Below are 13,332 nucleotides of genomic sequence, written 5' to 3' on the forward strand. Positions count from 1 at the left end.
GTTCATACTTGAATGGTAGCACGCCTTGTGTCATATTTATTTCACCCCGTTGATGATAGTTTTTTGGTTGCACAAATATTCTATCTGCTTGAGCCATCAAGCGCAACGGGGTTTTTTATTTTTTTTGATGGTGAATTGGGGAAAATCTAATTCTATTGTCTGTTTGTGTATGATTAAAAATCAAAAAATAATATTGCCAAAGTCATTAAAAAGGTTGATTATACAATAGGCCCAATGATAAGAGAATTCGTACAAATTGTGAAGAATAAAAATAATTTAATGGAGAAAAATTTATGAGTGCTTATACGAATAACGTTTTGGATATGCTCAAGGGAAAATATTCCTGGGAAAAGGAATATATTCAATCAGTTTCAGAAGTGTTTAAATCCATTACACCGGTCCTGGATTCTAATAGGGAGTATCAAAACAACCGGATACTTGAGCAACTGGTCGAACCGGACCGATCAATCACTTTCAGGGTGCCATGGAAAGACGACCAGGGCCGGGTTCAGGTCAATACAGGACATCGCGTTCAATTTAATAATGTGCTGGGACCCTATAAGGGAGGACTTCGATTCCATGCATCGGTTACCTTGAGCATTATCAAATGTCTCGGGTTTGAGCAGATTTTTAAAAATGCATTGACAGGCTTGCGTATAGGCGGTGGAAAAGGCGGATCTGATTTCAACCCCCGGGGCAAGTCAGATAATGAAATAATGAATTTCTGTCAAAGTTTCATGTTGGAATTGTCACGGCATATCGGCGCATCCACTGACGTCCCGGCAGGCGATATCGGGGTGGGAGGACGCGAAATCGGTTATCTTTTCGGCATGTATCGCAGAATGAATAAATCTTTTGAAGGCGTTTTGACGGGCAAGGGCATTTCATGGGGAGGAAGCTATTTAAGGCCTGAAGCTACAGGATATGGTGTGGTTTATTTTGCCGAAGAAATGCTGAAAAATGCTGATGATAATATTGAAGGCAAAGTTGTGACGGTTTCCGGCTTTGGAAATGTCTCCTGGGGTGTTGTAAAAAAAGTCAATGAGCTTGGCGGCAAGGTCATTACCCTTTCCGGGCCGGACGGATTTATCCATGATCCTGATGGGGTTACCGGCGAAAAAGTCGACTATATGCTGAAACTCAGGTTGAGCGGTAATGATGTTGTAAAAGATTATGCAGATCATTTTAAAGTGAAGTTTTATCCGGGCAAACGACCCTGGGATATCCCGTGCGACATTGCATTCCCCTGTGCAACACAAAACGAACTTGAACTTGATGACGCAAAAAATTTGTTAAAAAACAAGGTTAAATGCCTTGTTGAAGGAGCAAACCTGCCCGTGACTCTTGAGGGGATGGAATTTCTGGAAAATGCAGATATCATTTATGGTCCGGCAAAGGCATGCAATGCAGGAGGGGTTGCCTGCTCCTGCTTTGAAATGGCACAAAATGCCAATTTTATGAACTGGACAGAAGACGAGGTTGATAATAAACTTCACCAGGTAATGAAACATATCCATGACCAGTGTTATGAAGCATCTGCTGAGTTTAATAAAAAAGGCAATTATGTGTTCGGGGCAAATGTTGCCGGATTTCGCCATGTGGCCGACGCAATGCTGGATCAGGGATTAACCTGATATATTGTTTTTATGTCTCAGGCTCCATACCGGAATTCTCCGGTATGGAACTGAACGATATGATATCATAAAAGGAAGTATGCAGGGAAATGCCCTGAGTGTTTATGGGTTTACAGTATCTTTCAGAAAACCGCTTGCATATTTATGAAGAATACTTCTGATTAACGTCTGGTAGGGGATACCTTCACGGGTTGCCCGTCTTTTTAAAGCGGCAAGATCGTTGTCAGCGATCCTTATATTTATCTTTTGGTTTTTTTTTATGGTATTTCGGGCAATAGCCTGAAAATCAACTCCAGATTCAGAAGGGACAAGTTTACCGCTTTCATAGGCCTCCAGAATTTCTGATTCATAATCATCAAGTTTTATCTTTTTTGTTTCTTTAGTCATTTTCCCCTCCAAGATATTTTTTTGTGGCTTTTCTGCTTGGAATGATTGTTTTAAGAAAAAAAATATTTTTGTCTATTACATATGGAACTATATAGGCATATCCTTCAACATCAACTATCATGATTTTTTGATTTGGATATTTCTCTTTATTGGGATGCCTTGTATTTATAACTATTGCACCGGCCTCAATTCTTTGAACAATTTCTTCAAAGGTGATACCTCTTTCTTTTGCAAGAATTTCATTTTTTTCTGCATCCCATTTAAAACGTATCATGTTTTAAATATATGACAAAGCAGAGACGTTGTCAATTGAAATACCATCTAAAAAAAGAGCAACGGATCTTACTATCGTAGAAAAATACTAAAAAAGAATCAATCAATTTTTTTTATCAAAAAATGAATAAATATTGACATAAAAGAAATTATATGATTTTCTTATTTTCATGAAAGCTGATATTCCAAATATCGGGAAAAATATTCGCTTCCTAAGAAGAGCAAGAAATTGGACCTTGATAGATCTTGCCCGGAAAATCCGAATCAGGGAAGGTCCTTTGGGGCGAATTGAACTTGGTAAAAACGCTCCTTCAGCCCAGGTGATTTATAGTCTTTCCCAGGCACTGAATGTATCTACAGAGGTTTTGTTTGCCAATGATGTTCACCATATTGAATTAAAATCAAAAGATACAGACAGTTCTTCCAACTTTATCACCATCCATCCTGAACCGGATAAAATTCCAAAACAATTATTAGCAGCAACCCATGATATCGTAACAGCTTTCCACGCCCTTGAAGATATCTGCAATGTTCCTAAACACGCCTACCTGCCTTTGTCTGTTCCTTTTAAACCTGATTATCAGGGAATGGAAAATCTTGCTTCTTCCATTAGAAAATATTTTGGAATATATGATGGCGTAGTGTTTGATTATTTTGAACTGTTTGAAAACTTCGGCTTGCGCGTAATCATTTTTCAATTTCCAAGAGACTCCAAAGATCTTGATTCTTTTTCTGTTTATGAGCCAGTCTATCACAATGCTTTTTTCTTCTTGAATTCAAAAAACAATCCTGAAAAACAACTCTTTTCTTTAAGCTTTGAACTTGGCGCTCTCCTTATATCTAATCAATCCCGCCTGCAAAAAACAGATTTGTTTGAAACCTTAGACAATAAAAAAGAATCAGAAAATTTAAGACCCATAAATGCCAAACGGGCAGCAGGACGATTTGCCGCCACCTTTTTAATGCCGGAGGCAGCCGTCCGCGCAAGTGTCAGCCAGCTTGGCGTTGCCCAAGATGGCTGGTCCTGGGGTCTTCTTTTAAGAATCAAACACCGGTTCGGGGTATCAGCCCAGGCTTTTCTTTACCGCCTCCATGAACTGGATCTGATCTCCACCAGACTAAGAGACCAATTTGATACCAGGATAAAGAAATTCTACGATTCCACCGGGTTCCAGGAACCCGATTCAACAAGAAGGTGCCTTACCCCCAACGGCCGGTTTTTTGACCTGCTTTTAACAGCTCAGAATATTAAAGAAGCAAAACAAGAAATAATTCAAATAAAACAATTGGGAAAAAGGTTAAAAATATTACGAGAATAAATTAAGCCTAAAATTGATATGATGCGAGGCTTGTTTGTATGATATGGGTTGAGATGGGGAAGATATGAAAGATAGAAAAGTATGATTCTATGTGTGTATGCCCCCCCTTGTATGTCAGGAATGGTATGGATAAAAAATATTACGCGCACAGCCTGGAAGGAAAACCGCCGAGTGAATGGCAACTGCTTGAAGAACATCTGAAGAATGTTGCAGAAATGGCTCGATTGTTTGCAAATGCTTTTTGTGTCGGCGATTGGAGATATCTGGTGTGGTTTCAGCATGGCCTGGGAAGGGAGATAAATGGATTTTTATGCTGATGGAAACAAGAGTCAGAAGCTGATAAAGCATATTGATGGCGTTAGGAGCAATGCATCTTTATTTTCCAAAGAATTTGGGTGTGAAGCGTGGGGCGCATTATTAGGTGACTGGCATGACTTGGGAAAGTTCATGGAGGCGTTCCAGAGATATATGCTTGAAGATGAACAGCGTATTGAGCATGCCGTTGTGGGAGGACGGTACGCAACAGATCAATTTGATGACCGTCTTCGCAGATTGGCCTTACAACTTACAATCACTTGTCATCATACCGGATTGCAAAATAGCGAAGCTCTCAGAAAACGATTAGTTAATGCGGCACAATTGGTACGCGATGCTATCAAAAATGCGCCGAATGATTTGTTGGATAGAAAACTTCCTGAGTGGCCTGAGTGGTTGATTCCTCCATCTGGTACCGCTGAAGAAAAGAAAAAAAATGAGTGGACGAGAAGCTTGGAATTTTGGATACGAATGCTTCATTCCTGTCTGGTTGATGCTGATTGGCTTGATGCTGAAAAACGGAATACAGATGCACCGAAAAGACCGGTTTTTTCTTCGATTAATAAACTTAGAGATCATCTGGATGAATATATTGATAAAAAAGTTTGTGACGCGGAAAAAGATAATTGGACACAGATCAATGTTCAAAGAAAAAATGTGCTGGATGCCTGTCGAGAATCCGCGATAACCAAAACAGGATATTTTTCATTAACGGTTCCAACAGGTGGCGGGAAAACACTTTCTGGGATGTCTTTTGCTTTAAATCATGCTGTAGAAAATAAAATGAAACGTGTGATTGTCGTGATCCCGTATACAAGTATTATCGAACAAAATGCATCTGTTTACACGGAGGTTTTTGGGCGCGAAAACGTAATTGAGCATCACTCAAATATTGATCCTGAAAAAGATACAGAAAGAAACCGTCTGGCATCAGAGAATTGGGATGCGCCTATCATTGTTACAACGAATGTTCAATTTTTTGAATCGTTGTACGCAAACAAAAATTCCAGACTTCGGAAACTTCATAACATTTCCAGAAGTGTCATTATTTTAGACGAAGTGCAATCACTGCCTCCGGGGTTGTTGTATCCGATATTAAATGCAATACAAGAATTACGAGAACATTACGGTTGTTCAATCGTTCTTTCGACAGCAACTCAGCCAGCCTTAAAAAAGCGCAAATCATTTATGTGCGGATTGGATGCGGTGAGAGAAATTATTCCGGACGCAATGAAACTGTCGCGAAATTTAGCTCGCGTGAACATTGAATGGGACATAGATAGCGTAAAAGAATATTCAGATATTTCGGAACGTATTCTAAAAGAAAATATACAACGTGTTTTAGTGGTCACGCATAAACGTAAGGATGTCCGAGTGCTTGCCGGTTTGCTACCTGAGAATACTTATCATCTTTCGTCATCAATGTGTCCTTCTCACCGGAAAGATACTCTTAGCAAAGTAAAAGAGGAGTTGTTGAAAAATGAATCCTCGACCGTTCGATTAGTAAGTACGCAATTAATCGAGGCGGGGGTAGATATTGATTTCCCTGTCGTTTTCAGGGCATTAGCCGGTCTGGACAGTATTTCACAGACGTCAGGGCGTTGTAACCGTGAAGGCAAAAATGTTAATGGAGGTCGTCTAATTGTCTTTCGCGCACCAACAGAACCTCCCGCGGGAATTTTGCGCTTGGGGAAGGGTATTACGGAAAGTTTACTTAATTCCAATGAATCTGACGGCGTTTTGCGGGGCGATGATGGTTCTCTGGATTTAACGTTCCCTGCAATTTATGATACATACTTTCGCCTGTTTTATTCTGGTGTTCAACTGGATGGGGCAGGGGTTCAAAATGCACGTGCAAGTCTGGATTTCCCTGAAGTCGCAAAGCGTTTTCGTATGATTGACAGCGCTGTATATCCTGTCGTTGTTCCGTACAAAGACGCATACAGCAAGCTGGATGTCGTCCGTGCTAAATTCAAACCATCGCGGGATGATTTCAGGTCAGTTCAACCTTTTATTGTTCAAATATATTTTCAGGAGTTTCAGATGCTGAATAACGTAGGCGCACTTGATTCTATACATGAGAAAGCGTTCTTTTATTTAACGCTGCCATATGAACGGCTTTATGATGAACGATTTGGTTTGGTTGTGTCTGAAGAAAATCTTTTTCCTGATTATTCAAAATTCAATGCTTAAGACTATAAGGGGGAACTATGAAAAAAAAGAAAGGTCCGACATTAAGCCTTCGGGCAAAAGGTCCGCTTGCCATATTTACTCGGCCTGAACTCAAAACAGAACGGGTGAGTTATGAGGTTCCAACCCCTTCATCTGTTCGCGGAATATTTGAAGCTATTTGCTGGAAGCCAGCCATTCAATGGCATGTGGAGCGCATCTATGTGTTCAATGAAATATGCTTTACTGCGATAAAGCGGAATGAACTGAATAGTAAAAGTATAATGCCTTCAAAACAGATGATGGACTGTGGCATGAGAGAATTTACACACGGGATATATGGAATAAATGTAGAGCCTGACAGGGCGCAGAGAAATACTGTGGCTTTACGGAATGTGGATTATCAGTTCGAAGCTTTTTTTACGCTCACAGAGAGAGCTGGGGCAGAGGACAATATCTATAAATTTGTTGATATGTTTACCCGACGTGTGAAAAATGGACAGCATTTTCACCAGCCCTATTTCGGTTGCCGGGAGTGTATTGCTGAAATTCATCCTCCTATAGAAAAGCCGGAAGAGCGGTCAATTTCTATATCCAAAGAACTTGGAATTATGCTTTGGGATATTGAGTTTGGAAGTGTGGAGAAACAGCAAAACATGCCCCTTTTCTTCAGTGCAAAATTGGAAAATGGAAAAATGGAAATCCCATCGCATCCAATCGGTCGGGAGGAGGTGTCGTATGATATTGAAAGCGCTTTATGATTTAGCACAACGTGAAGACCTCGTTCCTGATCCTGATTTTGAGATTAAGCCGGTCTCTTGGATTATTCGAGTAGGTGATAGTGGACAATGTTTGGGTATTGAACCGTTGAAACAAGCAGAAAGAATTCCTGAAGGGTCAAAGAAAAAACCAAGAATGTTGGGCATGCCAAAATTAGTTCCTAAGCAATTACCCAGCCGTTCAGGGAAACACCCTCCGGCTGAATTTTTTGTTGATAACCCGTTATATGTTTTGGGCAAATCAATTCCTGCCGAGAAATATAAACCTTTGATTTGTAAGACACGCCAAGATTTGTTTGCCGATAGAATAAAGCTATGCGCAGAAGAATCAGGTGATAAAGCGGTCAAGGATTGCGCATTATTTTTGCAAAAACATGCATGTGGTGAATTAGAGGTTACAATATCTTCAGAGATGAAAGGAAATGATCTGATCGTCTTTTCTTATCAAATGGAAGAGTCATTTGTCCATCAAAGACCAATTGTTGTTAAATATTGGAGAAAAATCAATGCGGATAGCCATAGAACGAAAGAGGGTTCCATATGCCTCATTACTGGAGAATTCTGCACGCCTGCCAGGAAGCATAAGAAACTAAAAAATGTACCTCAAAAGAAAGTGAGTGACATAGCTTTGGCGCCTTGTAACCAATCTGCCTTTGAAAGTTATGGTTGGGGAAAGGGTTTAAATGCTGTGATAAGCGAGAAATCTTCTGATTTTGCCATGACAGCTTTAAACCGTCTTTTGCATCCCAATCCACCTGATCCGCATGATCCCAATCAAATATTATCAAAGCAAAATATACATTTAAGTTCAGACACAGTTGTTTGTTATTGGACACGAAATAAGAGCGCGTTATCCGATTCTTTTGGTCTATCCATTGAGGTGGATGAAGAAAAGGTAGAAGCGAAACCTGCGCAGGTTGCGGAGATGTATAAAAGCCTTTGGAAAGGCATTCCCTATAAATTGGATAAACCGGATGAATTCTACTCGTTGGTCCTGTCTGGTGACCAGGGACGGGCAACAGTACGGGATTGGATAGAGTCGAACACACAGCATGTAGTGGATAGTCTGGCACAATATTTTGCAGACTTGAGAATTGAGCGTTGTTGTCCTGCTCCAAAAAATGGAAAACATCCTGAAAGCTTTTCGCTGCCTTTATTGCTTGAGTCTCTTGCTGATCCGAAAGACCGTAGGAAAGAAGGCATCCCTTCTGTGATCGGCGCACAGTTCTACCGGGCATCAATTGATAAAAAACTATTGTTTCCACAACCAGCATTTAGCAGAGCAATTTTGCGTTATAGAGCTGAATTGGGGAAGGAAAACGACGAAAAAAAGGGCTGGTTCGTAAAAAATTGGAACGATGCCCGAGCGGCAATTATTAAAGCGTATCTAAATCGAAAACATCGGAAAGAATCAAAAGAAAAGGAGGTGTTAGAAAAAATGAATCCAACCTGTACAGATAAAGGTTATTTACTCGGACAACTTATGTCCGTATTAGAAAAACTACAGGCAGAGGCTCTGGGAAGTGTCAATGCGAGTATCGTTGATCGGTATTTTGCCGGGGCCTCTGCGTCACCCAAAAGCGTTTTTGGAAATTTGCTCAGAAACGCACGGCATCACGCCCGAAAGGCCAAGGATGAGTCAAAAAACAAAGGTCAAATATTTAATTTAGAGCGGTTAATTGACCAAATTTGCAGTCAGTTTGATGTTTCTTTGAAGAAAACAGAAGATCCAAAAGCCATCTATGAGAATGGATTCCCTTCATATCTTTCACAAGAGCAACAGGGAATGTTTGTTTTGGGATACCATCAAATGCGCAAATGGCTATGGATGACACGCAAAGAACGGGATATCTGGAATGCTGAGCATTCCGATGCTTCCCGTGCATATTTGTGGGGAAAGAAGGAAAATAATTTAGAAACGTCAACTGAAGAAAAAGGAGAAAATCAATGAATGAGGCTATCAAAAATCGTTATGAATTTGTTTATCTGTTTGATGTAAAAAACGGAAATCCCAATGGAGATCCTGATGCAGGGAATGCTCCTCGTCAGGACTATGAAACCGGTAAAGGCTTAGTTACGGATGTTTGCCTGAAACGAAAGATTAGAAACTATGTTGATATCACCAAAAACAACCAGGCTCCTTATGAAATCCATGTGAGAGAAGGCGCTTTTCTTTCAGAGCATCATAAACGCGCACATTTGGCGATTGAAAATGAAACGATACAGATGATTATTCCTGAAGATTTGGTAGCTGAGCTTAAAGCATTTGAAGCATATCCGGATGGAATTGTTTTTTCTAATAAGGATGGCGAGCGGCCATGCTTGGTCTTGTCTTTAGCTGGACTGGAAGAAACAGGGAAAAAGGCTAAAGCCCTGAAAGAAAAAAGTAAACAGGCAGATGCCGAGAACACGAAACTGATATCGCCCGCCGCAAAAGCAAAGCTTCGTGAATTGTTCATAGATTCAAAGGAGAAAAAAGCTGCGCAATGGATGTGCAAAAACTTCTTTGACGTGCGCACGTTTGGCGCAGTTATGTCTACTGGCGATATGCGATGCGGACAGATTAGAGGGCCTGTCCAATTTGGATTTGCGGAAAGCATTGATTCAATTGTGGGAAAAGAAATATCAATGTCGCGGACGGCTGCGGTAAGTGTAGATGACCCTGATCAAAAAGGATTAGGTGCCCGAAAATCAATTGTTCCTTATGGGTTATATCGGGTTCATGGATATATTTCTGCACATCTATCAAGTCAGACTAACTTTTCAGAGGATGATTTGGAAATGCTGTTGTCTGCGCTGATGAATATGTTTGATCAAGATCCTGCCGCTGCTCGGACCGGGATGCATGCTCAAAAGCTGATTGTTTTCAAGCATGATTCTAAGCTCGGCAACGCTCCGGCTCATAAACTTTTCGATCTGGTTAAAGCAGGTAAAAACTGTGGGGATGCACCACCGCGGTCATTCGCTGATTATGACGTAACTGTTGGCGATGCTCCCGCAGGAGTGGCATTGACAGAAATGATATAGTCCGCAGATAAAGGATTTGTAATGCAAAACAAACTTGTGGTTTTTAAAAGCAGAGAAATTCGGCGGATGCTGCATAACGACGAATGGTGGTTTGTTGTTGAAGATATTGTGTTGGTTCTTATCGATTCAAAAGATCCGAAACAGTATATTCAGCGTATGAAACAGCGTGATCCCGAGCTTGGTAAAGGGTGGGTACAAATTGTACATACCCTTTCAGTCAAAACTGCTGGTGGTAAACAGCGTATGGTGTGCGCTAACACCGAAGGCATTTTTAGGATCATCCAGTCCATTCCTTCACCTAAAGCCGAACCATTCAAACGCTGGCTGGCTAAGGTCGGTTATGAACGAGTGCAGGAAATTGAAGATCCTGAACTTGCCACCAAACGAACCAAAGCCCTTTACCAGGCCAAGGGGTATTCGGAGAACTGGATTGAAAAACGGATGCGGGGTATTGCCGTTCGAGAGGCATTAACGGATGAATGGCAGAAACGCGGCATCAAAAAAGACCCTGAATACGCCATACTTACAGCAGAAATTTCCAAGGCCGCTTTTGGTTTTACTCCTTCAGAATACAAAAACTTGAAAGGATTGGAACGCGAGAATCTTCGCGATCATATGACCGATTTGGAATTGATCTTTTCCATGCTGGGTGAGGCTGCCACTACCGAGATTGCCGGAAAAAAAGACGCTCAAGGTTTTGGTGAGAACAAAACAGCCGCTCGAAAAGGCGGTAAGATTGCTGGTGACGCTCGTGAAAATCTGGAAATTGAAACCGGGAAGAAAGTGGTCAGTTCAGAAAACTATCTGACCGAACCTGAAAGCAGGAAACGGCTTAAAAATAAATGAGCCTCTATATTGAAGATGACTTAATCCCGCTTTCCGCCTTGCAGCATATACTCTTTTGCAGGAGGCAATGTGCATTAATCCATATCGAACAATTATGGGTTGAAAACATATTTACCGCAGAAGGTCGTATCATGCATGAAAGGGTAGACAGGGGGGATCAGATTGACAGAGGCAGGATGAAGATTGAATATGGCCTGCCTCTTAAATCAAGCGTTCTCGGTATTACCGGAAAGGCAGATGTGGTTGAGTTCCATTTAAAAGAGGGTTTGGAAAAACTATGGATACCTTTTCCCGTGGAGTATAAAAGAGGAAAACCCAAGAAGAATCTTTCAGACAAGGTACAGCTTTGTGCACAGGCGTTGTGCCTTGAAGAAATGGTATGTGTAAAAGTTGAAACAGGTGCACTTTTCTATGGAAAAACAAGACGTCGCCTGGATGTTGTTTTTGATGAGAATTTGCGGGAGTTTACAATGAGAACATCTGAAGAACTTCATGACATGATTGCTTCTGGAATTACGCCGCCGCCTCATTATAAAAAAAAGTGTGATACCTGTTCTTTCCTTACTTTATGTATGCCCAAGACAATTGGAAAAAAAAGAAACGTATTGTCATGGATAAGAAAAATGACGGATTAAGGCAAATTTAATAAAAATGAAAAAACATCTGAATACACTTTTTGTGACCACCCAGGGTGCTTATTTGTCAAAGGAAGGTCAGACTGTTGTTGTTAAAATTGAAAAAAAAGTAGCAATGCGACTTCCCATCCATACGATTGCCGGGATAGTCTGTTTTGGTGCAGTGACTTGCAGTCCTTATTTGATGGGTTTTTGTGCTGAAAATGATGTATCCATTAGTTTTTTGACAGCTTATGGTAGATTCCTTGCCATGGTAAAAGGACCGGTTTCAGGCAATGTCCTTCTAAGACGTGAACAATTCAGAATGGCTGATAATAAAGAAATTTGCGCTTCAATTGCAGGATCTGTATTGACCGGCAAACTCGCAAATAGCAGGACCGTTCTTGAAAGGGTGATCCGTGATCATAAGGAAAAGGTCGATGAATTCAGGGTGAAAAAAGTATCTGATCGCCTTTCTTTATATATTAAAAAAGAGCTTCCATACGGAGATTTGAATAGGCTGAGGGGCATTGAAGGAGACGCAGAGCATCAATACTTCAGTGTCTTTGATGAGTTGATACTAATTCAGAAAGAGGCATTTTCCTTTACCGGAAGAAACAGACGGCCACCGCTTGATAATGTAAATTGCCTTCTTTCTTTTTTATATACTCTCCTAACTCATGATGTAAGATCAGCACTTGAATCCGTTGGTCTTGATCCGGCTGTCGGGTTTTTACACCGGGATCGCCCGGGAAGACCAGGGTTAGCTCTTGATATCATGGAAGAATTCCGCCCTTTTCTTGCAGATAGGCTTGCCTTATCTCTAATCAATTTGCATCAGATTAACCATCAAGGATTCACAACAAAAGAATCCGGTGCCATACATATGGATGATGAGATTCGGAAAATTGTTCTCACAGCATACCAGAAAAGAAAACAGGAAAGCCTGAATCATCCGTTCATTAATGAAAAGGTTGAAATCGGCAATCTTTTTTTTATTCAGGCTCTTTTGTTGGCAAGGTATATACGAGGCGATATAGATGGGTATCCTCCGTTTATATGGAAATAAAATTAAGGAGGTTTTGTGCTGGTTCTTGTCAGTTATGATGTTTCAACAGAAAAAAATGGTCAAAAAAGATTGAGGCGCGTTGCAAAGGTGTGTAAGAACTATGGGCAAAGAGTACAATATTCTGTTTTTGAATGCATGGTTGATCCCACCCAGTGGACTATTATGCGCCGGAATCTTATAAATGAAATTGAACCGGAGCTGGATAGTTTAAGGTTTTATTTCCTTGGTTCAAATTGGAAAAGAAAAATTGAGCATATTGGAGCTAAAACGGCATTAGACATAGAAGGACCGTTAATTATTTGATCTATTTGCGAACCATAAGATGATTATGATAATAATTATATCTATTGCACCTATAGGAGTGCTTTGAAACAAAAATTTTATTCTTGGTTCGCAGATAAATAACCGCTTGATAATTAACAATAATTCAAATGTCATCTTTATTTTTTTTCCAATCAAACATTTACATGAAGACCTTCGCTCTTTGACAATTTGTTTTCTTATGATATCAAAGCGTTACGTATATAACAGTCGCTCCCCATGCGGGAGCGTGGATTGAAACAATGTATCAATCTTACACCCGGCATATTCCCAGAGTCGCTCCCCATGCGGGAGCGTGGATTGAAACCCGTATTCCACCAGGTACGCCAGCGTGCCGATAATGTCGCTCCCCATGCGGGAGCGTGGATTGAAACAATGCCGGTGTTGGCCTTATGGGGACTCAATTTGTCGCTCCCCATGCGGGAGCGTGGATTGAAACCCATTTTAGTGATCGGGCCGGATAGCTCGTCGATGTCGCTCCCCATGCGGGAGCGTGGATTGAAACTTTTTCATCCCACCAATCAAAATATTCTTCTGGGTCGCTCCCCATGCGGGAGCGTGGATTGAAACAATGGTAGA

Annotated in this window: 13 protein-coding genes and 1 CRISPR repeat array; of the genes, 11 read left to right on the forward strand and 2 right to left on the reverse strand. The window is 40.9% G+C overall.

What is annotated here, in order from left to right:
- The first annotated feature begins 293 nt into the window (after positions 1–293).
- Positions 294–1,634, forward strand: coding sequence for an NADP-specific glutamate dehydrogenase (gene gdhA, locus QAI40_RS14355; RefSeq protein WP_304511713.1), 1,341 nt, complete (start codon positions 294–296; stop codon positions 1,632–1,634).
- 102 nt (positions 1,635–1,736) lie between these two features.
- On the opposite strand, the gene QAI40_RS14360 is transcribed toward gdhA, so the two are convergent.
- Together QAI40_RS14360 and QAI40_RS14365 are read right to left on the reverse strand one after the other, a co-directional pair.
- Positions 1,737–2,021 (reverse strand): CopG family antitoxin, encoded by a 285-nt coding sequence (locus QAI40_RS14360; RefSeq protein ID WP_299983887.1) that lies wholly within the window; start codon positions 2,019–2,021, stop codon positions 1,737–1,739.
- On the reverse strand, positions 2,014–2,295 hold the full coding sequence (locus QAI40_RS14365) for a toxin (RefSeq protein WP_299983885.1): 282 nt from the start codon (positions 2,293–2,295) through the stop codon (positions 2,014–2,016). The genes QAI40_RS14360 and QAI40_RS14365 overlap by 8 nt, the downstream gene beginning before the upstream one ends.
- Positions 2,296–2,464: 169 nt before the next feature.
- On the opposite strand from QAI40_RS14365, the gene QAI40_RS14370 reads away from it, so the two are divergent.
- The 10 genes from QAI40_RS14370 to cas2 all read left to right on the forward strand — a co-directional run bounded on the left by QAI40_RS14370 (position 2,465) and on the right by cas2 (position 12,735).
- A complete protein-coding gene (locus QAI40_RS14370) occupies positions 2,465–3,613 on the forward strand; it encodes a helix-turn-helix domain-containing protein (RefSeq protein WP_299983883.1) in 1,149 nt (382 codons plus the stop codon).
- A gap of 125 nt (positions 3,614–3,738) precedes the next feature.
- Positions 3,739–3,930, forward strand: a complete 192-nt coding sequence (locus QAI40_RS14375) for a hypothetical protein (protein ID WP_299983881.1) — start codon at positions 3,739–3,741, stop codon at positions 3,928–3,930.
- Positions 3,914–6,121: a CRISPR-associated helicase Cas3' gene (gene cas3, locus QAI40_RS14380; protein WP_304511714.1), complete on the forward strand. Its 2,208-nt coding sequence runs from the start codon at positions 3,914–3,916 to the stop codon at positions 6,119–6,121. The genes QAI40_RS14375 and cas3 overlap by 17 nt, the downstream gene beginning before the upstream one ends.
- A gap of 17 nt (positions 6,122–6,138) precedes the next feature.
- A complete protein-coding gene (gene cas5c, locus QAI40_RS14385) occupies positions 6,139–6,858 on the forward strand; it encodes a type I-C CRISPR-associated protein Cas5c (protein ID WP_304511715.1) in 720 nt (239 codons plus the stop codon).
- On the forward strand, positions 6,836–8,827 hold the full coding sequence (cas8c, locus tag QAI40_RS14390; protein WP_304511716.1) for a type I-C CRISPR-associated protein Cas8c/Csd1: 1,992 nt from the start codon (positions 6,836–6,838) through the stop codon (positions 8,825–8,827). The genes cas5c and cas8c overlap by 23 nt, the downstream gene beginning before the upstream one ends.
- Entirely contained in the window at positions 8,824–9,903 is a 1,080-nt protein-coding gene (gene cas7c, locus QAI40_RS14395; RefSeq protein WP_304511717.1) for a type I-C CRISPR-associated protein Cas7/Csd2, read from the forward strand. The genes cas8c and cas7c overlap by 4 nt, the downstream gene beginning before the upstream one ends.
- 21 nt (positions 9,904–9,924) lie before the next feature.
- Positions 9,925–10,749, forward strand: a complete 825-nt coding sequence (locus QAI40_RS14400) for a BRO-N domain-containing protein (RefSeq protein WP_304511718.1) — start codon at positions 9,925–9,927, stop codon at positions 10,747–10,749.
- A complete protein-coding gene (gene cas4, locus QAI40_RS14405) occupies positions 10,746–11,384 on the forward strand; it encodes a CRISPR-associated protein Cas4 (RefSeq protein ID WP_304511719.1) in 639 nt (212 codons plus the stop codon). The genes QAI40_RS14400 and cas4 overlap by 4 nt, the downstream gene beginning before the upstream one ends.
- 16 nt (positions 11,385–11,400) lie before the next feature.
- Positions 11,401–12,432 (forward strand): type I-C CRISPR-associated endonuclease Cas1c, encoded by a 1,032-nt coding sequence (gene cas1c / locus QAI40_RS14410; RefSeq protein WP_304511720.1) that lies wholly within the window; start codon positions 11,401–11,403, stop codon positions 12,430–12,432.
- Positions 12,433–12,447: 15 nt separating this feature from the next.
- A complete protein-coding gene (gene cas2 / locus QAI40_RS14415) occupies positions 12,448–12,735 on the forward strand; it encodes a CRISPR-associated endonuclease Cas2 (protein ID WP_304511721.1) in 288 nt (95 codons plus the stop codon).
- Positions 12,736–12,962: 227 nt separating this feature from the next.
- Positions 12,963–13,323: direct repeats of the CRISPR family, unit length 32 nt; unit sequence GTCGCTCCCCATGCGGGAGCGTGGATTGAAAC.
- The last annotated feature ends 9 nt before the right edge of the window (positions 13,324–13,332 follow it).

It is taken from the genome of Desulfobacula sp. (assembly GCF_030611305.1).
Classification (GTDB): domain Bacteria; phylum Desulfobacterota; class Desulfobacteria; order Desulfobacterales; family Desulfobacteraceae; genus Desulfobacula.

Coding starts and splice junctions, on each gene's coding strand:
- cas4 (WP_304511719.1), top strand. CDS start 10,746: ATGAGCCTCTATATTGAAGATGACTTAATCCCGCTTTCCGCCTTGCAG.
- gdhA (WP_304511713.1), top strand. CDS start 294: ATGAGTGCTTATACGAATAACGTTTTGGATATGCTCAAGGGAAAATAT.
- QAI40_RS14400 (WP_304511718.1), top strand. CDS start 9,925: ATGCAAAACAAACTTGTGGTTTTTAAAAGCAGAGAAATTCGGCGGATG.
- QAI40_RS14370 (WP_299983883.1), top strand. CDS start 2,465: ATGAAAGCTGATATTCCAAATATCGGGAAAAATATTCGCTTCCTAAGA.
- QAI40_RS14375 (WP_299983881.1), top strand. CDS start 3,739: ATGGATAAAAAATATTACGCGCACAGCCTGGAAGGAAAACCGCCGAGT.
- cas3 (WP_304511714.1), top strand. CDS start 3,914: ATGGATTTTTATGCTGATGGAAACAAGAGTCAGAAGCTGATAAAGCAT.
- cas8c (WP_304511716.1), top strand. CDS start 6,836: ATGATATTGAAAGCGCTTTATGATTTAGCACAACGTGAAGACCTCGTT.
- cas7c (WP_304511717.1), top strand. CDS start 8,824: ATGAATGAGGCTATCAAAAATCGTTATGAATTTGTTTATCTGTTTGAT.
- QAI40_RS14365 (WP_299983885.1), bottom strand. CDS start 2,295: ATGATACGTTTTAAATGGGATGCAGAAAAAAATGAAATTCTTGCAAAA.
- cas5c (WP_304511715.1), top strand. CDS start 6,139: ATGAAAAAAAAGAAAGGTCCGACATTAAGCCTTCGGGCAAAAGGTCCG.
- QAI40_RS14360 (WP_299983887.1), bottom strand. CDS start 2,021: ATGACTAAAGAAACAAAAAAGATAAAACTTGATGATTATGAATCAGAA.
- cas1c (WP_304511720.1), top strand. CDS start 11,401: ATGAAAAAACATCTGAATACACTTTTTGTGACCACCCAGGGTGCTTAT.